Source organism: Thermovenabulum sp., assembly GCF_049701175.1.
GTDB lineage: Bacteria > Bacillota > Thermosediminibacteria > Thermosediminibacterales > Thermosediminibacteraceae > Thermovenabulum.
In genome coordinates this window covers 1-21,046 of sequence record NZ_JBNATW010000012.1, presented here as the reverse complement: position 1 = coordinate 21,046, position 21,046 = coordinate 1, and the positions used below count along the sequence as shown (strand labels likewise).

The 21,046-nt window shown below is 34.5% G+C and carries 24 protein-coding genes and 1 tRNA gene; 23 read left to right on the top strand and 2 right to left on the bottom strand.

What is annotated here, in order from left to right:
- The first annotated feature begins 26 nt into the window (after nt 1-26).
- From ACPLVF_RS05700 to thrB, 11 genes are all read left to right on the top strand, one after another.
- Nucleotides 27-1,298 carry a methylaspartate ammonia-lyase gene (locus ACPLVF_RS05700; protein WP_424906866.1) on the top strand — a complete coding sequence of 424 codons (1,272 nt, stop codon included), beginning with the start codon at nt 27-29 and terminating at the stop codon, nt 1,296-1,298.
- The gene (gene citD, locus ACPLVF_RS05695) at nt 1,295-1,558 is read left to right on the top strand and encodes a citrate lyase acyl carrier protein (RefSeq protein ID WP_068748104.1); all 264 of its coding nucleotides are present in this window, start codon (nt 1,295-1,297) and stop codon (nt 1,556-1,558) included. Before ACPLVF_RS05700 ends, citD begins: the two co-directional genes overlap by 4 nt.
- A 44-nt stretch (nt 1,559-1,602) precedes the next feature.
- Nucleotides 1,603-2,472: an HpcH/HpaI aldolase/citrate lyase family protein gene (locus ACPLVF_RS05690; RefSeq protein WP_424906865.1), complete on the top strand. Its 870-nt coding sequence runs from the start codon at nt 1,603-1,605 to the stop codon at nt 2,470-2,472.
- A 4-nt stretch (nt 2,473-2,476) separates the two neighbouring features.
- Entirely contained in the window at nt 2,477-4,015 is a 1,539-nt protein-coding gene (citF, locus tag ACPLVF_RS05685) for a citrate lyase subunit alpha (RefSeq protein WP_424906864.1), read from the top strand.
- Nucleotides 4,016-4,019: 4 nt separating this feature from the next.
- On the top strand, nt 4,020-5,036 hold the full coding sequence (gene citC / locus ACPLVF_RS05680) for a [citrate (pro-3S)-lyase] ligase (RefSeq protein WP_424906863.1): 1,017 nt from the start codon (nt 4,020-4,022) through the stop codon (nt 5,034-5,036).
- A complete protein-coding gene (citX, locus tag ACPLVF_RS05675; protein ID WP_424906862.1) occupies nt 5,033-5,524 on the top strand; it encodes a citrate lyase holo-[acyl-carrier protein] synthase in 492 nt (163 codons plus the stop codon). Before citC ends, citX begins: the two co-directional genes overlap by 4 nt.
- A gap of 50 nt (nt 5,525-5,574) precedes the next feature.
- Nucleotides 5,575-6,453 carry a triphosphoribosyl-dephospho-CoA synthase CitG gene (gene citG / locus ACPLVF_RS05670; RefSeq protein ID WP_424906861.1) on the top strand — a complete coding sequence of 293 codons (879 nt, stop codon included), beginning with the start codon at nt 5,575-5,577 and terminating at the stop codon, nt 6,451-6,453.
- Between the two features lie 186 nt (nt 6,454-6,639).
- Nucleotides 6,640-7,083, top strand: coding sequence for an ACT domain-containing protein (locus ACPLVF_RS05665; RefSeq protein ID WP_424906860.1), 444 nt, complete (start codon nt 6,640-6,642; stop codon nt 7,081-7,083).
- 23 nt (nt 7,084-7,106) lie between these two features.
- Nucleotides 7,107-8,378, top strand: coding sequence for a homoserine dehydrogenase (locus ACPLVF_RS05660; protein ID WP_424906859.1), 1,272 nt, complete (start codon nt 7,107-7,109; stop codon nt 8,376-8,378).
- Nucleotides 8,379-8,383: 5 nt separating this feature from the next.
- Nucleotides 8,384-9,433, top strand: coding sequence for a threonine synthase (thrC, locus tag ACPLVF_RS05655; RefSeq protein ID WP_424906858.1), 1,050 nt, complete (start codon nt 8,384-8,386; stop codon nt 9,431-9,433).
- Nucleotides 9,434-9,508: 75 nt separating this feature from the next.
- Nucleotides 9,509-10,402 (top strand): homoserine kinase, encoded by an 894-nt coding sequence (gene thrB, locus ACPLVF_RS05650; protein ID WP_424906857.1) that lies wholly within the window; start codon nt 9,509-9,511, stop codon nt 10,400-10,402.
- Between the two features lie 80 nt (nt 10,403-10,482).
- Here the strand turns inward: thrB and ACPLVF_RS05645 are convergent.
- Nucleotides 10,483-10,559 (bottom strand) — tRNA-Pro (locus ACPLVF_RS05645).
- 247 nt (nt 10,560-10,806) lie between these two features.
- Between ACPLVF_RS05645 and ACPLVF_RS05640 the strand changes: the two genes are divergently transcribed.
- The 12 genes from ACPLVF_RS05640 (at nt 10,807) to pyrR (ending at nt 19,164) form a co-directional block, all read left to right on the top strand.
- Nucleotides 10,807-12,207: an MATE family efflux transporter gene (locus ACPLVF_RS05640; RefSeq protein ID WP_424906856.1), complete on the top strand. Its 1,401-nt coding sequence runs from the start codon at nt 10,807-10,809 to the stop codon at nt 12,205-12,207.
- A gap of 17 nt (nt 12,208-12,224) precedes the next feature.
- A complete protein-coding gene (locus tag ACPLVF_RS05635) occupies nt 12,225-13,421 on the top strand; it encodes an HlyD family efflux transporter periplasmic adaptor subunit (protein WP_424906855.1) in 1,197 nt (398 codons plus the stop codon).
- Nucleotides 13,385-14,104: a YggS family pyridoxal phosphate-dependent enzyme gene (locus tag ACPLVF_RS05630; RefSeq protein ID WP_424906854.1), complete on the top strand. Its 720-nt coding sequence runs from the start codon at nt 13,385-13,387 to the stop codon at nt 14,102-14,104. The genes ACPLVF_RS05635 and ACPLVF_RS05630 overlap by 37 nt, the downstream gene beginning before the upstream one ends.
- 5 nt (nt 14,105-14,109) lie before the next feature.
- The gene (locus ACPLVF_RS05625; RefSeq protein WP_424906853.1) at nt 14,110-14,562 is read left to right on the top strand and encodes a cell division protein SepF; all 453 of its coding nucleotides are present in this window, start codon (nt 14,110-14,112) and stop codon (nt 14,560-14,562) included.
- Nucleotides 14,563-14,565: 3 nt separating this feature from the next.
- Nucleotides 14,566-15,123: a DivIVA domain-containing protein gene (locus ACPLVF_RS05620; protein WP_424906852.1), complete on the top strand. Its 558-nt coding sequence runs from the start codon at nt 14,566-14,568 to the stop codon at nt 15,121-15,123.
- A gap of 25 nt (nt 15,124-15,148) precedes the next feature.
- A complete protein-coding gene (locus ACPLVF_RS05615; RefSeq protein WP_424906851.1) occupies nt 15,149-15,400 on the top strand; it encodes a TM1266 family iron-only hydrogenase system putative regulator in 252 nt (83 codons plus the stop codon).
- A 28-nt stretch (nt 15,401-15,428) separates the two neighbouring features.
- Nucleotides 15,429-16,118, top strand: coding sequence for a 5'-methylthioadenosine/adenosylhomocysteine nucleosidase (locus tag ACPLVF_RS05610; RefSeq protein ID WP_424906905.1), 690 nt, complete (start codon nt 15,429-15,431; stop codon nt 16,116-16,118).
- A 31-nt stretch (nt 16,119-16,149) separates the two neighbouring features.
- Complete coding sequence (locus ACPLVF_RS05605; protein ID WP_424906850.1) at nt 16,150-16,458, top strand: DUF5665 domain-containing protein; 309 nt, start codon at nt 16,150-16,152, stop codon at nt 16,456-16,458.
- A gap of 9 nt (nt 16,459-16,467) precedes the next feature.
- Nucleotides 16,468-17,109 (top strand): TraR/DksA C4-type zinc finger protein, encoded by a 642-nt coding sequence (locus tag ACPLVF_RS05600; protein WP_424906849.1) that lies wholly within the window; start codon nt 16,468-16,470, stop codon nt 17,107-17,109.
- 129 nt (nt 17,110-17,238) lie between these two features.
- Nucleotides 17,239-17,688 carry a signal peptidase II gene (gene lspA / locus ACPLVF_RS05595; RefSeq protein WP_424906848.1) on the top strand — a complete coding sequence of 150 codons (450 nt, stop codon included), beginning with the start codon at nt 17,239-17,241 and terminating at the stop codon, nt 17,686-17,688.
- A 20-nt stretch (nt 17,689-17,708) separates the two neighbouring features.
- The gene (locus tag ACPLVF_RS05590) at nt 17,709-18,623 is read left to right on the top strand and encodes an RluA family pseudouridine synthase (protein WP_424906847.1); all 915 of its coding nucleotides are present in this window, start codon (nt 17,709-17,711) and stop codon (nt 18,621-18,623) included.
- A 4-nt stretch (nt 18,624-18,627) separates the two neighbouring features.
- Nucleotides 18,628-19,164, top strand: a complete 537-nt coding sequence (gene pyrR, locus ACPLVF_RS05585) for a bifunctional pyr operon transcriptional regulator/uracil phosphoribosyltransferase PyrR (protein WP_424906846.1) — start codon at nt 18,628-18,630, stop codon at nt 19,162-19,164.
- Here pyrR and ACPLVF_RS05580 read toward each other — a convergent pair.
- Nucleotides 19,147-20,886, bottom strand: coding sequence for an Rqc2 family fibronectin-binding protein (locus ACPLVF_RS05580; RefSeq protein WP_424906845.1), 1,740 nt, complete (start codon nt 20,884-20,886; stop codon nt 19,147-19,149). The genes pyrR and ACPLVF_RS05580 overlap by 18 nt on opposite strands.
- Nucleotides 20,887-21,046: the final 160 nt, after the last annotated feature.

The window sequence follows — 21,046 nt, the reverse complement described above, 5'->3', positions numbered from 1 at the left end:
CATTGTAGGAGAGGTTGGGGATTTTTATGAAAATTGTAGATGTGTTAATATCAGCAGGAAGGACGGGATTTTTCTTTGATGACCAAAGGGCTATAAAAAAGGGTGCTCCACATGATGGATTTGTTTACATAGGAGAGCCTGTAACTGAAGGATTTAAGACCATAAGAATGGCTGGAGAGTCTATTTCTGTTATGCTTATATTAGAAGATGGTCAAATTGCCTTTGGTGATTGTGCAGCTGTTCAATACTCAGGTGCAGGTGGAAGAGACCCTCTGTTTTTAGCTGAAGAGTTTATTCCAGTTATTGAAAAATACATTTCACCAAAGCTTACAGGAAGGGAAATAACAACCTTTAAAGAAATGGCCCAAGAAATAGACAATATGGAAATAGCGGGGAAAAGGCTCCATACTGCAATAAGATACGGAGTAACTCAGGCTATATTAGATGCAGTTGCAAAGGCAAGAAAGGTTACTATGGCGGAAGTAATAAGAGATGAATATAATACAGGCGTTGAATTTAAAAAGATTCCTATTTTTACACAATCCGGCGATGATAGATACATTAATGTTGATAAGATGATTCTAAAGGGTGCAGATGTATTGCCGCATGGCCTTATAAACAACGTAAAGGAAAAGCTTGGGGAAAAGGGAGAGCTTTTAAAAGGATATGTAGCTTGGCTTAAAGATAGGATTCTAAAATTAAGAACTTCAGAGGATTATAATCCAATTCTTCATATAGATGTTTACGGAACCATTGGAATAGCTTTTAACATGGACTATGAAAAAATGGCAAATTATTTGGGCGAACTTGAGGAAATAGCAAAGCCATTTAAATTAAGGATAGAAGGGCCTGTGGATGTTGAAAATAGGGAAGGGCAGCTTGAAGCACTTAAAAAACTTAGAAACCTTTTAAAGCAAAAGGGAATTCGAGTTGAAATCGTTGCGGATGAATGGTGCAATACCTTGGAAGATATTAAACTATTTGTTGATGAAGGTGCTGCTGATATGATTCAGATAAAGACTCCAGATCTTGGGGGAATAAACAATGTTGCGGAGGCAATACTTTACTGCAAAAAGCATGGAATAGGAGCGTACTGCGGAGGAACTTGCAATGAAACCGATAGATCAGCACAGGTTTTAACAAATATAGCTATAGCATGTGATGCAGACCAGTGCCTTGCAAAACCAGGAATGGGTGTTGATGAAGGATTTATGATAGTCTACAATGAAATGCAAAGGGTATTAACATTATCAAAAAATAGGGAAAGAATAAACAAAAAAACGGGAGGGGTGCTATGAAAATAACTAAGCCTGCTAAGGCAGGTACGATGGAATCAAACGATATCTACATCATGGTATATCCAAACGAAAAAGGAAATGAAATTCAGCTTGATAGCATAGTTTTAAAGCAGTTTGGAAAGCAGATTGAAAAGGTTATTATGGATACTTTAAAAGAGCTTGAGGTTGAAAACGCCCTTGTGGTGGCAAAGGATAGGGGTGCTCTTGATTATACAATAAGAGCGAGGGTAGAAACAGCGATAAAAAGAGCAATAAAATAGCGTCAAAAAGTCAAAGTGGATGGCACTTGTGGAGGTGGTACCTTATGAGAAGGAGTATGCTTTTTATTCCTGGGAATAATCCGTCTATGATTCAAAATGCGCCTATACTTGGTGCGGATAGTATAATCTTAGACCTTGAGGATGCGGTTAGCATAGATGAAAAGGATTCGGCAAGGTTTTTGGTCAGAAATGCCCTTTTAGAGCTTGACTTTAATGGGTGTGAAAAAGTTGTGAGAATAAATTTTATAAATACTGAGCTTGGATATGAGGATATCGATGTTATTGCAAGGGTAAAGCCCGATGCCCTTTTGGTTCCAAAGGCAACGGAAGATGCAATCAAGGAGATAGATGAGCTTATTTCGACTATTGAAAGGGAAGAAGGCTTTAAATTAGGAAGTATAAAGCTTATTCCCCTTATAGAAACTGCCTTTGGGGTTGAGGATGTATTCAACATTGTTAAATCCTCTAAAAGGGTAGCTGCGGTTTTGCTTGGTGCTGAGGATTTAACAGCTGATATGGAAATAAAAAGGACAAAGGAAGGAGAGGAAATTTTTTATGCAAGAAGCAGGATCGTTTCTGCATGTAAAGCTCTAAAAGTTGATGCAATAGATACTCCCTTTACGGATATAAATGACTTTGAAGGATTAAAAAGGGATTGCCAAAGAGCAAAACTTATAGGCATGACCGGAAAGGCTGCTGTAAATCCAAGGCAGATAGATATAATAAACGAAGTTTTCTCACCAAGCATGGAGGATATAGAGTGGGCAAAAAGGGTTATTGCAGCCTATGATGAGGCACAAAGGGAAGGAAAGGGAGTATTTTCCCTTGATGGTAAAATGGTAGATGCTCCTGTACTTGCAAGGGCTAAGAATGTCTTAGAGAAGGCAAAGGCCATTGGCCTTATAAAGGAGTGATATCATGATAAATGCAGTAAAGAGGGAACTTCCTGAATACATAGAAGGCTACGGAAAGGTTAAACCCTTTATAGGAGCTTATGAAAATATTGGTGAAGTTAAAAAAACTTCAGTAAAAATAAAAAGCGTAAAGCCTGGTGGAAATAAAGTTCTACCTTCATTAAGGGATGCACTTTTAAAGTGCGGCATAGAGGATGGAAAGACTTTATCCTTTCATCATCATTTAAGAAACGGGGATTATGTTTTAAACATGGTTTTAGAGGAAGTTGCAAAGCTGGGGATAAAAGATATAAAGGTTGCGGCAAGCTCAATATTCCCATGCCACGCCCCGTTAGTTGAACATATTAAAAATGGAGTTGTAACTCAAATTTATACAAATTATATGTCGGGACCTGTCGCTGAGGCTGTATCTTGTGGACTCTTAAAATATCCTGCTATTATGCACACCCACGGAGGAAGGGCAAGAGCTATAGAAAGCGGAGACCTACGTATAGATATTGCATTTATTGCAGCGCCAACCTGTGATACTTACGGAAACATAAACGGAGTTGAAGGAAAGTCAGCCTGCGGAAGTTTAGGCTATGCTATTCCCGATGCGATGTATGCTGAAAGGGTTGTTGCTATAACAGATAATCTTGTTGATTATCCAGCATGCCCTATTGAAATAAGTCAGGAATATGTTGATTATATTGTGAAGGTTGATGCAATTGGGGATCCTAAGGGTATTGTTTCTGGAACTACGAGGATAACAAAGGATCCTGTAGGACTTAAAATTGCAAAACTTGCTGCACAGCTTATTGATGAATCAGGTTTGTTAAAAGATGGTTTTTCCTTCCAAACAGGTGCGGGAGGAACTTCCCTTGCTGTTGCAGCCTATGTAAAGGACATTATGAAAAGAAAAAATATTAAGGGGAGTTTTGCAGCAGGTGGAATTACGGGATATATAGTGGAGATGTTTGAGGAAGGATTGTTTAAAACCTTATTTGATGTTCAGTGCTTTGACCTTAAAGCAGTAGAGTCTTACAAAAACAACAAGGCCCATCAGGGAATGTCAGCATCAATGTATGGCAATCCCCACAATAAAGGTGCAGTTGTAAATAACCTCGACGTTATGATACTCGGTGCAACGGAAATAGATACCGATTTTAACGTTAATGTTACAACAGGATCAAATGGAATTATAATGGGAGGATCTGGAGGTCATTCGGATACTGCAGCAGGAGCTAAGCTTGCAATTGTTGTAACTCAGCTTACAAAGGCAAGGCTTCCTATAATCGTGGATAGGGTAACTACAGTTACAACCCCAGGTGAAACCATTGATGCCGTTGTTACCGAAAGGGGAATTGCAATAAACCCAAAACGAAAGGACCTTTTAGAAAGACTAAAGGATTCAAATCTTCCGATATTCACAATAGAAGAGCTTAAAAACATGGCAGAAAGATTAACAGGTGTTCCTGAAAAGGTAGAGTTTGATGAAAGAATAGTTGCAGTTGTTGAGTATAGGGATGGGACTGTTATTGATGTTGTAAGGCAGGTTAGGTGATTTTATGGAAATTTTTGAAACAAAGGATTTAGAAGAGGTAAGAAGCTTTTTAAAGGAGTTTGACCTCACGTTAGAGGAAGATGTTGAAATAACCTTAGTTGCGAAGGAAGATAGTAAAGTAGTTGGAACTTGTTCTGCAGCAGGGGATATAATAAAGGATTTTGCTGTTTCAAAAGAATTCCAAAACGAAGGAATTGCAGCAAAGCTTTTAACAAGTATTCAAAATAAGCTTTTTGACAAGGGTATATATGAAACTTTTATTTTTACAAAACCTGAAAATAAAGCTATCTTTGAAGGATTGGGCTATAGGTTTGTTGAAGGAAATGAAGATGTTGTTCTTCTTGAGGGAGGGGCTGCAAATATACAAAAATATGTAAAGAATAGTTTTTTAAAAAGTGGATTAAGTTCAAATGAAAAGGCAGCCCTTGTTGTGAACTGCAATCCCTTTACATTAGGCCATAGATACCTTATAGAAACCGCATCGAGGGAAAATTATGAGGTTGTAGTTTTCGTAGTTGAAGAAAATAAATCCTTATTCCCTTTTGAGGTTAGATTAAAACTTGTAAAGGAAGGGGTTAAGGATTTAAAGAATGTAAAGGTTTTGCCTGGAGGAAAATATATAATCTCTTCAGCCACCTTCCCAAGCTATTTTTTAAGGAGGGAAGATGAAAGATTAACAGCTTTTGCAAGGCTTGATGCAGCAATATTTGGAAGGTATATAGCAAAGGAATTTAATATAAAAAGAAGATATGTAGGAACAGAACCTTACTGCAAGGTAACAAATGCATACAATAATGCCCTTAAGGAGATTTTACCCTCCTTTGGAGTTGAGGTAAAATTAATTGAAAGATTGAAAATAAAAGATGCTCCTGTTAGCGCATCCTTTGTAAGAAGTCTTATAAAGCAGGGAAGAATTGAAGAAACAAAAATTTATCTTCCTGAGACAACATATAGTTTTTTAGTGTCAGAAGAAGCAAAAGGAATAATAGAAAAAATAAAAAGGAGCGATAGTCCCCATTGATAAGAATACTTGAAGATAGGGAAAAAAGGTTTTTAAAAATATTAAAGCTTTATGAAGAATATAACCTTCCTGTTCTTTGCGGAAAGATAAATTACCCTGGGAATAACAAAAACACATTAGAGGCAAACCTTGCCTTTAATGTGTTGTATTCTCTACTCATTAAAGAATTTAAAAAGTTTATAATCCATAGGGAGACAGATGAAGGTTATGATGGAAAAAGCTTATTGCTCGTATTAAATATGGACAAGTTTGAGGCAAAAAAGTTAGCTGTTGAAATAGAAGAAAGTCACCCGTTAGGAAGGATTTTTGATATAGACATATACGAAGGGGAAGTTCCTGTGTCAAGGAGAGAACTTGGATTTGACGAGAGAAAATGCGTCTTTTGCGGCAAAAACGTTAGGGAATGTTCAAGGGAAAAGAGGCACAAAGTAGAAGAAGTTGTCAGGGCTATTAATTTAAAAATACAAAATTTTGTAAGTAAAGAATAATAATTTCAATAAAATAGCATTAATTTAAAATTAGTAAAGGAAGATGCGGTTTGTTACAAAGTCTTTTAACAGATGAGTTTTCAAAAAATGTTGGCAGGATTTTGACCGAAGGGATGCTTGTTGAAGTTAATTCCCATCCATCCCCGGGATTAGTTTCACCCTTTTCAAAGGGAAGCCATAGGGATATGGATTACAATACCTTTTTAAGAAGTACAGCTGCCCTTTCTAAATATATGCCCTATTTTGTTCAGATAGGGCTTGAATACGATGATGATATTTTAAAAAGAATAAGAAAAATAGGCTTATTAGCTGAAAAGGATATGTTTAGTGTGACCTCTGGAGTGAATACGCAAAAGGGACTTATTTTCCTTTGTGGGCTTATAGGGGCAAGTGTGGGAAGGTGCAGAAAATTAAATCTTTCTATTGATAGAAAAAATATATCAAATATTATCAAAGATATAACAAAAGGAATAGTTGAAAGGGAGCTAAAGAATATTGATGTGAATAAATACCTTACAAATGGAGAAAGGCTTTATTTAAGGTATGGGATTGAGGGTATAAGAGGAGAGGTGGAAAGGGGTCTTCCCACGGTTCTTGAATATGGACTTCCTGCTTTTGAGGAAGGATTAAAAATTGGACTTAATTTAAACGATTCGTCAGTCCACTCTTTAATTCATATAATGGCTGAGGTCGAAGATACAACTGTGATAAACAGAAAAGGCCTTAAAGGCTTATATCTTATGAAAGACCATGCAAAAAATGCAATTTACTTAGGTGGAATGTCAACCAAACAGGGACGATTATATATAGAGAAAATGGATAAGTATTTTATAAGGGAAAATATAAGTCCGGGCGGAGCTGCGGACCTTTTGGCAGTTACTTATATTATTTACAAACTTGAAAAAATGGAAAATAATGATGAAATTTAACTTCTTTTTTACGCCTATTATTAGAAAAATTAGGCGTTTTTTTATTTTAATTGAGAAAAATTGCTGTAATTTGTCTTTTGTTAAAATTTAGTATAAAAATTATAAATTGATAAAAGAAACATTATGTGATATAATGTCTATCAATTATAGATAAATGTATATATACTGTAGACAGGGGGTGTAGCTTTGACCGATACTAAAGGCCTTTACATTATAAAAGAAGAAATCCTACCGGAAGTGTTAAAAAAAACTGTTAAAGCAAAGGAACTATTAAAAACAAAAGCAGTTAAAACTGTAAACGAAGCCTGTGAAAGGGTGGGGATTAGCAGGAGCGCTTTTTATAAATATAAAGATTATATTTTCCCTTTTTACGAAGCAAGCTTAGGCAAGATTATTACCCTTTCTTTTATTTTGGAGCATAAGCCAGGTGTTCTATCAGGTATTTTGGAAGAAATAGCTAAAGCAAGAGGGAATGTTCTTACAATAAACCAAAATATTCCCATCCAGGGTTCTGCGAGTGTTACAATTTCCTTCGACACAAAGGAACTATCAAAAAATATTGAGGAACTTCTTGAAATATTGGAACAAAAGCCTGGAGTTCAAAAGATCGAAATATTAGCCCAGGAATAAAAATAAGGAGAAGGGGGATAAAATTGGCTAAAATAGGAATTTTAGGCCTCGGAACAGTTGGAAGCGGAGTAGTAGAATTAATTTTAAAAAACAGAGACATTATTGAAAGAAAGTGCGGCTTTCCGATAAATATCAAAAAAATATTGGTAAGGGACGAATCAAAAAAGCGCCCTGATTATTTGAAAGAAATAATAACTTATAAACCTGAAGAAATTATTAACGAACCCGAAATCGACCTTGTGGTGGAAGTAATGGGAGGAGAAGAACCAGCTTTAACTTATATAAAACAGGCTTTAAATAATAAAAAGCATGTAGTTACAGCAAATAAAGAGGTGATATCAAAATACGGCAAGGAATTACTGGAACTTGCTCAACAAAACAAGGTAAACCTGCTGTTTGAAGCAAGTGTTGCAGGCGGAATTCCAATAATTATACCCTTAAAAGAAAGCCTTATTGCAAATGAAATCAATAATATTATGGGGATTTTAAACGGCACCACAAATTTTATTTTAACCCAAATGGAAGAAAATAAAATGGAGTTTTCAGAAGCTTTAGATTTAGCTAAAAAGCTGGGTTATGCTGAAAGCGATCCTTCTGCTGATATTAAAGGCTTTGACGCTGCAAGAAAAATAGCAATATTATCATCGATTGCATTTAATGTGAGGGTGACACCGGATAAGGTGTATACTGAAGGGATAGATGGGATTTCCTACACGGATATAAAGTATGCCCAAGAAATGGGCTTTACCATAAAACTTGTTGCAGAAGGACAGAGGACTGATGATGGAATTTTTGTGCTTGTTGCACCAGTTCTTTTAAGGAAAGAGCATCCTTTAAGTTCGGTAAAAGATGTCTACAATGCCGTAATAGTTGAAGGCGATGCAGTAGGAAGGCTTATGTTTTATGGAAGAGGTGCAGGGAAAATGCCAACAGCCAGTGCGGTGGTTTCCGATATAATAAAGGCATTAAAAACTGATGAAAAAAACAGGTTAAATTGTACCTGCTTTAGAGAAGAGGAAGTTTTGCCCATAAAACTTTTCCGCTCAGCATATTATTTTAGAATCAAAGCGTTGGATAAGCCTGGCGTTCTTTCTAAGATTTCGGGAGTATTTGGACAAAATAATATAAACCTCTATATGGTAATACAGAAAAATTCTGTAGACAATATCGCGGAAATAGTGATTATAACTTATGAAACCTCGTTTAAAAATATTCAAAGAGCTGTAGATGAAATAAAATCCTTAGATGAGGTGTCGGAGGTATCAAGTGTAATTAGAGTGAAGGAGGAGGTATAAATCTTATGGCAGGGATAATTGAAAGGTATTTTGATTACCTACCGGTAAAGGATAAAAAAAATATTGTTACTTTAAATGAAGGCAACACTCCACTTATAAGGGCGTATAATTTAGAAGAGCATTTAAAAACCCAATGCGAGATTTACCTAAAATACGAAGGTTTAAATCCTACAGGCTCTTTCAAAGACAGGGGAATGACGGTTGCCATATCAAAAGCTAAAGAAAATGGCAAAAAAGCAGTTATATGCGCATCTACAGGGAATACTTCTGCTTCAGCAGCTGCTTATTCTGCAAAGGCAAAAATAAGCTGCACTGTTTTGGTGCCTCATAATGCGGTAGCCTTGGGGAAATTGTCTCAGGCGGTAGCTTACGGTGCAAAGATAATAGCTGTTGAAGGCAATTTCGATATGGCATTGAAGATGGTAAGAGAAATTTCTGAGAAGTATCCTATTACATTGGTTAATTCAGTAAATCCGGACAGGATTGAAGGGCAAAAAACAGCAGCCTTTGAAATATGTGATGAATTAAAAGATGCACCCGATTACTTGGCAATTCCTGTAGGTAATGCAGGGAATATAACAGCTTATTGGAAGGGCTTTAAGGAATATTATTCTTTTAAAAAAGTAGAAAAACTTCCTAAATTGCTTGGATTTCAAGCAGCAGGAGCAGCACCTATTGTTGAGGGGCGAGTAATAGAAAATCCCACAACAATTGCTACAGCCATAAGGATTGGGAATCCAGCGAGCTGGGAAAAAGCAGTTAAAGCAAAGGAAGAATCGAAGGGCATTATTGATAAGGTTACCGATGAAGAAATCCTGGAAGCTTATTCGATTTTAGCCAAAGAAGAAGGCATTTTTGCAGAACCAGCATCCTGTGCATCTGTTGCAGGAGTTATGAAGCTATGTAAAGAGGGTTATTTCAAACCAAAAGAAAAAGTAGTTTGTGTGTTGACAGGTAATGGTTTAAAGGATCCGGAGACAGCTTTGAAATTAGGCAAGGATATCACTGTATCACCTCCTGAAATAGAAAGATTAGTGAAAATTATATTTGAATAAACGATTTTTGAATAATTTTGTCTGCTTTTAAATTATTCAACTTGATTTAAATGAATTTTGTTTAAAGGATGGGTGATGATGGTAAAAGTTAAAGTTCCTGCGACAATAGCAAATGTTGGGCCTGGTTTTGATACCTTAGGCGTTGCGGTTTCGTTACATAATATTATAGAAATAGATTTTTCGGAGGAATTAAATATAGAAATATTTAATGAAGGACAAGGTTTTTTACCAAATAATGAAACAAATTTGGTTTACCAATCAGCTAAAAAGGTTTTAGAGCGTTTTGATGTTAAGAAGCAATTACACATCAAACTAATAAACAACATACCGCTTGCAAGAGGGCTTGGAAGCAGTGCAGCAGCAATTGTTGGAGGTATTGTTGGAGCAAATGCACTTTTAGACAACCCTCTTTCAGAAGAAGAAATAATATCTTTGGCTACAAAAATTGAAGGTCATCCCGATAATGTGGTTCCTGCATTTTCTGGAGGTTTCACTGTTTCCCTTCAGGAAGGTGGGAAAATATATTATAAAAAATTTGATTTACCTGAAGAAATTTGTTTTGTAATTGCCGTCCCGGAATTTCACCTTAAAACTTCGGAAGCAAGAAAAGTGCTACCAGAAAAAATATCCTTAAAAGATGCAGTTTATAACCTCAGCAGGGCGGCACTTCTAGTTGCATGTATTGCCCAAAAGGATTTTTCCTTTTTGAATGAGCTTTGCAAAGATAAGATGCATCAGCCTTATAGGAGTAATCTTATTCCAGGGATGGAGGAAATCCTTGAAAAAGGCGTAGAAAATGGACTTATGAGTGTATTTTTAAGCGGTTCGGGGCCTTCTATAGCTGGGATTTGTGATGAAAAAGATGCAGAAGAAGCTGGAGATTTTATGGTAAAAACCTTTGAGAAATATAAAATTAAAGCCCATTTCAAAGTGTTATCGCCTTGCAACGAAGGGGTAAAAGTGGAGTAAAGAATAATTTTTAATAAAAAATTAAAGGCAGGTTTTAAAACCTGCCTTTAAATATATCTAAAAATTTCTTCCAAAAAAAATGGTCGGGCTGGCGGGACTTGAACCCACGACCCCTACCACCCCAAGGTAGTGCGCTCCCAAGCTGCGCCACAGCCCGTTTCAACCACAGGTATTATTATAATAGATAACTTAAATTTTTGCAAGGGAAAAACAAAACTTTTTTTATAAATTTGTTCCTTTTCTGAACTTATACTTAGGTCATTTCAAGTTAAATTAAAGACTTATGAAAACGAGTTTATAATTGTTTTTTTAAAAAGGAGTTTTATTTGTTTTGTAGAAATTAAATATTGTATTTTTGCAAAAAAACAAGAAGTTATAATCTTTTTTGTTGGGAGGAAATACCTTTGCAAGGGTTGTCGCTTAGAAAGTCTTTGAAGGATTTCTTAAAAATCGTTTTTAAATTGGATGAATCTACTTACCCCATTTTAAAATCGATTTGGAATCTTGCATGGCCTGTCGTTTTGGAACAGACCCTTGCAATGGTTTCACAGGTTGTTGATATGGCAATGGTGGGGCGTTTGGGCGCTGCTGCGGTTACTTCTGTTGGACTTTCAATGCAGCCATTTATGCTAATTATTTCTATTATAATGGGCCTTTCGGTAGGTACCACCACCTTTTGTGCACGAGCTAAAGGTGCAAAAAATGAGGATGAAGTTGGTTTGGTATTAGTTGAATCTATTATTTTTTCATTGGCTATTGGATTGTTGTTAGTTATTTTTGGATTTATTTATGCAGATAAAATTTTGGATTTCATGAAAGCTGAAAAGGATGTAAAAAAAATTGGAGTAGTATATGTAAGGGCAATGATGCCGGGCATGTTATTTTTCTTTTTTTTCACCATTGTTACTGCGGCATTAAGAGGAGTAGGGGATACGAAAACCCCTATGGTGGTAAACCTTGAGTTAAATATTATTCATATAGTGTTAAACTATGCTTTGATATTTGGGAAATTTGGTTTTCCTGCTTTAGGGGTTTTAGGAGCGGGCATTTCTACTTCAATCTCAAGGTTTTTAGGTGCATTTATAATTTTTAATAAAATTGTAAAACCCGGTGGTTCTATTTTTGTCGATTTTAGGAAAGTAATAAAAAGGTTAAATTTTAATTTGTTTAAAAGAATTATTAATATCAGCATCCCTGCAGCTATGGAAAGGATTATAAGTTCTGCCGGGCAGATGCAGTATGCAAGGCAGGTAGCTTCCTTAGGTACTGTTTTATATGCAGCTCATTCAATAAGTATAAATGTTGAATCTCTTTCATATATGCCGGGAATTGGTTTTGCAACAGCGGCCACAGCCCTGACAGGGTTAAAACTTGGAGCAAATGATTTAGAAGGGGCAAAGGTCAGTATCTCAATCTCAAATAGAATGGCAGTTTTTACAATGGGAGCAATGGGGCTGTTGTTTTTTCTTTTCCCGAAGTTATTTTTAGCAATATTTACTAATGATCGGCAAATTATAGATAATGCGGTCATACTTTTACGCATTGTAGCTTTTACCCAACTGCCCGAGGCTATAAGTTTTGTTGTTTCAGGTGCTTTAAGGGGTGCAGGAGATACCCGATTTGTGCTTTATGTAAATATAGTGGGTATGTGGATTGTAAGGTTAGGTTTTACCTTTATATTGATGAAGTATTTTAATTTAGGGATAATAGGTGCATGGATTGCAATGTTTTTAGATTGGTTTACAAGAGCTATATTTTACATTTATAGGATAAGAAGTGGAAAATGGCAATTTGTAAAAATATAGATTCAGGGTGAGTTAAAATGGTCGCAAATAAAAAAGGTAAAGTAATATTACTTACAAAAAGAAAAAAGTCAAAAAATAAATTTTTGGTAGTTTTTTTCGTGTCCGTGTTGCTGTTATTTTCTCTTATTTCTGTGATATATTCCAATAGATATGTTATTGCGGGAGTAAATAAAATCAATGATTTTATTGAAACGGAAGGTATTATTGTGAGAAATGAACAGGTAATAACTTCTCCATATAAGGGTAAAATTGAATACCTTGTGAAGTCAGGCGAACGCGTGAGGGTAGGTACTCCACTTTTTAAAGTTATAACTGATTTTGAGGCAAAAAAGAAAATTGAAGAAGATATCCTTCTTTTAAAAAAACAATTGGAAGATGAAAAAAACTCTTCAATTCCTGTAATCGAAGCAATAAATAAATCCATTATTGAATTAGAAAAAAATCTTTATAACAATAATGGAAAAGCAGAGAGTAAGTCGAAACTGAAGACAAAATTAAAGGCCTTGTATGATGAAAAAGAAAAAATGTTAAAGGAAAGGCAAAAAAATATCGAAATTATAGAGGGAAAAATTCTTGAATTAGAGAAGAAATTAAATGTTATAGAACCATTAATAACCTCGCCTGTTGCGGGTACTGTAAGTTTTTCTATCGATGGTTTGGAAGAAATATTGAGGATTGAGAATAAAAAAGCCATAGAAAATTTTGATATTTTTTCATTAAACATAAATAATAACCCAGAGCAAAAGGGATTCGTTGAAGAAAATGACAAGGTATTAAAAATAATAGATAATTTTAATATGTATATATTAGCTGATTGTAAAGGCGCAAAATTAAAAATAGGGAAGTTATATAAAATAGAACTTTCTTCGGGTAAAAATTTTGAAGCAAGATTAGAGAGCGTTTTTGATAATGGAAGGGCTATTTTTTACATAAACCAAGATTTACCGGAACTTTACGATCAAAGGAAGGAAAAAATAAAAATAATTTTAAAAAATTATGAGGGGATAACCTTGCCAAAATCTGCTATAATAAGATTGGGGGATAAAGATGGAGTATATGTTAAAGAAAAAAATAGGATTAATTTTAAGCCGGTGGATGTAATATGTGAAGAAGGCGGAAATGTTATTGTAGACGGTTTAAAACCGGGTGATATAATACTTGTTAAGAGGGGATTTTTATGGAATTTCAGGCAGCTTTTGATGAACTTGTTATGATAGAGGAAAATATAAAAAAGATCAGGTATAAAATAGAAGAGGCTGCAGTTAAATCAAACAGAAATCCTGAAGATATAATTTTGATTGCAGTGACTAAGACTGTTCCTCCAGAGAAAATAGATAAAGCTATAGAATGTGGTGTAAAGATAATTGGAGAAAACAGGGTGCAAGAAGCAAGAGAAAAAAAAGACAAAGTGAAAAATCAAGCTTTGTGGCATATGATAGGACACTTGCAAAAAAACAAGGTAAAATACGCGGTGGATTTATTTGCGATGATACAGTCTGTGGATGATTTAGAACTTGCACAGGAAATCGATAAAAGAGCAAGGGCAAAAAATAAAATAATGGATGTATTGATTCAGGTAAACATAGGGGATGAGAAAACAAAATCAGGAGTAACATACGAAAAGGCAGAGCAACTGATCGAAAACATTTCTACCTTAAACAACGTTGAAGTAAAGGGATTAATGGCAATACCGCCTTTTTTTGAGAATACTGAAAAGGTAAGGCCATATTTCAAAAAAATGTACGAGCTTTTTTTAAAATTAAAAGAAAAAAACATACCTAAGGTAGAAATGAAATATCTTTCAATGGGCATGACCCATGATTTTGATGTTGCTATTGAAGAAGGTGCAAATATGGTGAGGATAGGCACTGGAATTTTCGGGGAAAGGATGAGGTGAAAAAAATGGGGAATACAGGGTTTTTCAAAAAAATCCTCTATTTTTTGGGTTTTGATGATGAATCAACTGAAGAAAAAGTTGAAGAATTAGTTTCGCCTAACACAAGATTAGAAAAAAATAAGATAATTAATATTCATCAGATTCCCAAAAATAAAATGATGGTTTTTAAACCGTCAAGTTTTGAAGATGTGGAAGAAATTGCCGATGAACTTAAAAGCAAAAGGGCAGCAATAGTAAATTTAGAAGGTATAGATAAAGAGAATGCGAAAAGGATAATTGATTTTTTGAGCGGATGTGTGTATGCATTAGATGGTACTGTTAAAAAAGTTGGAAGTGGGACTTTTGTTTTTACCCCTAATAATATTGATATTTCTGGTATTGATATCGATAATATTGTAAAAGAAGAAGAAAAGGAATTTTTGCCTTTTAATAAAAAAAATGATTTTAAGGAGAGCTGATTTATGAATCTTACACCTCTTGATATACAAAAAAAGGAGTTTAAGAGATCTTTTAGGGGATTTGATGAAGCGGAAGTGAAGGATTTTTTAGAAAAGGTTTCTGAGGTTTATGAAAAAATTTATAAAGAAAATCAACAATTAAAAGAAGAAATAAAGGCTTTGTACGAGAAGTTAAAAGGTTATGAAGAATTGGAAGCAACTTTGAAGAAAGCTATAGTTTTAGCGGAAAAGACTGCTGAAGAAGTTAGAATGAATGCAGAAAAGGAAAGGGAATTATTAATAAAAGAAGCTAATAATAAAGCGAAGGAGATTATTGCAGAAGCAGAGCAAAAGAAAAGACATATTATAATGCAGCAGGAGGAATTGGAAAGACAGTTTATAATTTTTAAAACTCGTTTTGTAAATTTTTTGAAAGCTCAATTAGAAATGGTTGAATCTATAGAAATCCACGGAATGTTTAAAAACTCAAATGAGCCTGAGTTTATTGGGGAAAATAATCAATTAAAAGAAGCCGCTGTTTCCTTTGATGGGGAAAAGGAAAATAATGAAGAATCACTGTAATCTTTTATGGTTTTGAGGTGGGTATATGGAGAGCGAAAAAAGAATATCCGTGATAGGAGTTGTAGTGTTTGATAGGGAAAAAGCTGCAGAAAAAGTAAATTCTATACTTTCACAATATGCCCATCTAATAGTTGGAAGGATGGGTATCCCCTATAGGGAAAGGGGAATTTCGGTAATTGCCCTTATAGTTGATGCTACCACCGATGAGTTAGGCGCTTTGACGGGGAAATTAGGCAAGATCACAGGTGTGAAGGTAAAGTCTGCTGTTACAGTGTAGATTTAAATTTTAAAGGAAAGGATGAGGGATTATTGTTGGAATTATAGGAGCAATGGATAGAGAAATAAAGTTATTATGCGATAGGATGAGTGATGTTTCTAAAATTAGTAAATTACATTTGGATTTTTACATAGGGAAAATTAAAGGCAAAAGGGCGGTAGTTGTAAAAAGCGGTGTTGGGAAGGTTAATGCTGCTGTTTGCACCCAATTGTTAATAGATCACTTTTCGCCCAAATATATAATATGTACTGGTGTTGCGGGTGGACTTTTGGATTCTTTAAAAACCGGTGATGTGGTTGTATCCAAGGATTTGATACAGTATGATGTGGATGCCTCACCTTTTGGACATGAAATAGGTGAAATCCCCAATATGGGGGTAAAAATATTTAATGCAGATGAAGAACTTGTTGAAAAAGCGTTTTATATAGGTAAAAAAATTCTAAAAGAAAATAAAATAATTAAAGGAAGGGTTTTAACGGGAGATAAATTTGTTAACAGCGAAGAAATGGTTAAATATCTAAGAAATTATTTTGACGGCGCATGTGTAGAGATGGAAGGTGGAGCTATTGCTCATGTTTGCTTTCTAAATAAAATGCCCTTTGTGGTAATTAGGTCTATTTCTGATAAAGCGGACGGCAAAGCCTTAACTGATTATAAAAATTTTGTAGAACTTGCTTCTAAAACCTCTGCAGAGATTGTAGAAGGTATAATTAGTTGAAGTTTTGTAAATCCTAATAAGGAGAATTATCATGTCAAAGGAAAATAAAGATGATCTAATATTTGATAAAGTTTCCAAGAAAATGGAAGAATTGAGTGAGAGGATTGAAAAATTAAATTTAGCCGAGTATTTAGAGCTTTATCGAAAACCTATGAGGCTAATATACCTTAATTTTTTAGCTGGTGTGGCAAGAGGGTTTGGAATGGCAATTGGTTTTACACTTTTAGGTGCCTTTGTGATTTATATTTTACAGAAAATGGTTATATTAAAACTTCCCGTTATTGGCGACTTTATTGCAGATATTATTAGGATTGTTCAGAATGAACTATCTGCTAAATAAGGTGGTAGCATGAAAGATAAAAACTATTATAAGAAAAAGCTTTTAGATTTAAAAAAAGAATTGGAATCACAAATAGATACTTTACAAAAAAGGGGATCTAATGCTTTAAAAGAATCTGTAGGTGAGTTGTCCGCTTACGACAATCATCCTTCAGATTTAGGAAATGAAACTTTTGAAAGGGAAAAGGATTTAGGGTTAAGGGATAATGCAAGGATAATGCTTATAAAAGTAGACAAGGCTTTAGAGTATTTAGAAGAAGGGAAATACGGTATATGTGAAAGATGTGGTAAAGAAATAGAGAAAGAAAGGTTGGAAGTAATCCCTTATACCAGCTTGTGTGCCGAATGCAATAAAAAGGAAGAAAAAGCTTTATCAAGAAGGTCGAGGCCAATAGAGGAAGAAGTTTTAAATTTCCCTTTTGGGAGGAGCTTTCTTGACGATTCGGAATATGCTGCCTATGATGGCGAGGATGCTTGGCAGGATGTAGCGCGATACGGGACAGCAAATACACCGCAAGATGAACCGGGAAGTAAAGATTATACTGATGTGTATATCGATAGCAATGAAAAAAGAGGCATTGTTGAAATGAGTGATGAAATATTAAAAAGTGACGATATGGATGAGGATGAAAAAAATGAGCTTGGAAGATAAAATCCCGCAATGATGCGGGATTTTTTAATACAATAGGGTATGTAAAAAAGGGTTAATTCTATAGTATAATAAAAATTAGTTCATATTTGATAAAAAAGCTGTAATTTAAAGATATTGGAGGAGTTTCGTGTGATTTTTATATTTCTTTCTTTTTTAGTAATTCTTTTGGATCAGCTGACAAAATACATTGTCAAAACCCAAATGAAACCTTACGAATCTTTTCCTGTATTAAAGCCAATACTTTATATAACCTATGTTAAAAATCGTGGAGCAGCATTCAGTCTTTTTGAGGGGAAGATAATTTTTTTTACAGTAATATCCCTTCTAGTTATATCAATTATTTTATTTTACCTAATAAAAGGGCCGAAGGATTTATATATAACAAAATTTTCCTTAGCTTTAATACTTGGAGGCACTGTAGGGAATTTATTAGATCGTATAAGATTAGGTTATGTAATTGATTTTATTGATTTAAGGATATGGCCTGTTTTCAATATGGCTGATACTTTTATTGTCGTGGGGGTTCTGTTGCTTTCCTATATTTTAATTTTTGAAAAGGAAAATGTAAAAATTTTTTGAGTCCTTTGGGAGGGTTTTTTTTGAATAAATACTATGAATTTGTTGTTGAAGAACTGGACGCAAAAAAAAGACTTGATGTATATCTAACTGAAAAACTAAAGGAAACTTCAAGGAGTTACATTCAAAAAGGCATAGAAGAGGGATGGATTAAGGTAAATGGAAAACAGTCTAAACCAAATTACAAGGTAAAGAAAGGCGATATGGTCATTGCAGAAATCCCCGAACCTAAAAAGTACAGCATTGAGCCCGAACCTATTCCCCTTGATATAATTTATGAAGATAAGGATATTATCATTATAAATAAACCCAGGGGAATGGTAGTATATCCGGCTCCGGGAAACTATTCTGGGACGCTGGTAAACGCCCTCTTATACCATACAAAAGATTTGTCCGGAATAAATGGCATTTTAAGGCCAGGAATTGTCCATAGGCTTGATAAGGATACTTCTGGGGTAATGGTTGTTGCTAAAAATGATAGGGCTCATAGGAATTTAGTTGTGCAGTTTAAAGAAAAGAAAGTGAAAAAAACTTACCTTGCGTTGGTTTTTGGAGTAATCGTTGAAGAAAAGGCTACTATTGATGCCCCTATAGGGAGACACCCAATTAAGAGAACGGAAATGGCCGTTATCGAAGATGGGAAAAAAGCAGTCACTCATTTTAAAGTGCTGGAAAGATTTAAAGATTACACCTTTTTAGAACTTAATTTGGAAACGGGAAGGACCCATCAAATTAGGGTGCATATGAGCTTTATAGGTCATCCAATAGTAGGGGACCCTATATATTCTAAAAAGAAGAATCCCTTCAATATAAAAGGCCAAGCTCTCCATTCTTTTAGGCTGGGGCTTTGGCATCCATCAACAGAAAAATTTATGGTATTCGAAGCACCACTCCCTGAGGATTTAAAACAAATTTTAGAATTTTTAAGAAAGGGGTAGTAGAATGCAGGAAAAAGCGAAGATAATGGATCAAAAATTGATGGATAGGGCGATCACCAGGATAAGCCACGAAATCTTAGAGAAAAATAAAGGGGCTGTAGACATCGCTTTAATTGGGATAAAAAGAAGAGGAGTTCCCCTTGCAGAAAGGATTGCAAATAAAATATACCAAATCGAAGGTATAAAGGTTCCAGTAGGTGTTTTAGATATTACTCTTTACAGGGATGATCTTTCAGAACTTTCCGAAAGGCCTTTTGTTAATACTACTAATGTGCCTTTTGATGTTAAAGGGAAAATAATTATATTGGTGGATGATGTAATTTATACGGGGAGGACAGTAAGGGCAGCCCTTGATGCTGTTATAGACCTCGGCAGGCCCAAGGCAATTCAGCTTGCAGTATTAATTGATAGAGGGCACAGAGAGCTGCCCATTAGGCCCGATTATGTGGGGAAAAATGTACCTACTTCTAAAGAAGAAATAATAAAGGTAAAACTTGAAGAAATTGATGGCGAAGATTGTGTATTAATCCTTCAAAAATAATTTATTAATTTTTTCGGGGTCGGGTGTAACAAATAAGGTTTTGAAGTTGTCGTATATTACATACCCGGGTTTTGCTCCCTGAGGTTTTCTTACAAATTTTTTAAGTGTATAATCAACGGCGACCTTGCTTCCATATCTTGCTTTGCTGAAATAAGCAGCCAACATGCATGCTTCTAAAAGGGTGCTGTCTTTAACATTTTTGCCTTCAGTCAAAACTACCACATGGGAACCGGGAAAATTCTTAACGTGTGCCCAAATGTCTTCAGGATTTGCTTTCTTAAAGGTTATATAATCATTTTGTCTGTTATTTTTGCCAACAAGAATGGTAAAACCTTCGGAAGATATAAACTTCATTGGTTCCGAGGGTTTTATTTTTTCCTTATTGTTTTGAGATGTTTTTATAATCCCTTCTTTTTCCAATTCGCTTTCAATTTCCAAAAGTTCCAAAAGATTTTCAGCGTTTTCAACTGAGAAAATTGTATTTTCAATGTAGTCAATTTCCTGTTTTATTTTCTCTATTTGTTCCATGAGGACTTTTTCTTTGGTGGAAAGTTTTTTATAAAGGTTAAAGTATTTTTGCGCATTTTGTGATGGGTTTAATTTTTCATCAAGAGGGATTATCATTTCATTGCCATCATAAAAATTTAATAATTTTACTTCTCTTTCTCCCTGTTTTATTCTATAAGAATTTGCTAAAATAAGCTCTCCGTATATTTTGTATTTATCTTTGTTTTTAGTGTCGGCAAGGTTTTCTTGTTTTTGAGATAGTATTTTGCTTTGCTTTTTTAAATATTCTTGGAGCTGTTTTATTAAATTATTTTTAATTGAAGTGAATTTTTCAAAGGCTTCTTTTTCGTTATAGAAAATTTCTATCACATCATTTGCAGTCTCAACTTTTTTTTCTGAGTAATTGCTTTTAAAGCGAGAAAGGGGGAAGATCCAAAAATCTAAAGGTTTTTTACTTTGTTTTTCGTAATAAATAACAGGAGAAATATGGTGGTTGATTAAATTATTTTTTAGTTCTATAAGTGTTTGTGAAATTTCTTTACCTTCAGTTTTAGATCTGAATATTATTTCTGAAGCTGCTAACTTGCTGAAACCAGAAAAATTTTCAACTATCCATTTTTCCCAATCGAAATTAGGGTCAATTTCATTCCTTTTTAAATTCATTAGCAATGATAGGTTTTCTTCACTATCTTCAATAAAATTAACCCTTTCTGTCAATGGCGGATAAATATACTTTTCACCGGGCACGATTTCTCTTACCCTATTTACATCAGAACCGATTTTTTTTATTGAATCCAATATTGTTCCTTCTTCATCGAGAAGGATGATGTTGCTGTGTTTACCCATGAGCTCAACAATTAAATAATAATTTTTAATCTTGCCGTATTCATTCAAGTTTTCGATTTTAATCGTAACAATCCTTTCTAAACTTAATTGAGATATTTTAACTATCCTGCCCCCATTAAGCAATTTTCTGAGGAGCATACAAAAAGGTGGAGGGACAGCGGGGTTTTCTTTAACCTCCTTTTTAAGGAGGGATATTCTGAAATTAAGAGGGTGACAAGATAATAAAAGCCTGACCTCATGACGCCCTCTTCTTAAAAAAAACAATATTTCATAGAAAGTAGGTTGGTATATTTTATCTATTTTTGCTTCGATAACTTGGTTTTGCATTTCGGAAACTAAAGCGTAAAGGGTTATTCCATCAACGGGCATAATCTTTCACCTCGATAAGTTTTGATAAAAAATCTCACATAAGTGTTTATCTTTATTTATTATAATACAGTAAACCCATATTTTTTATATCCTCTTTTTTTAAATAAATGATAGTGTAAAATATTTTTAGGTCAAAAAGGAGGAAAAAGCAGAAAAAATG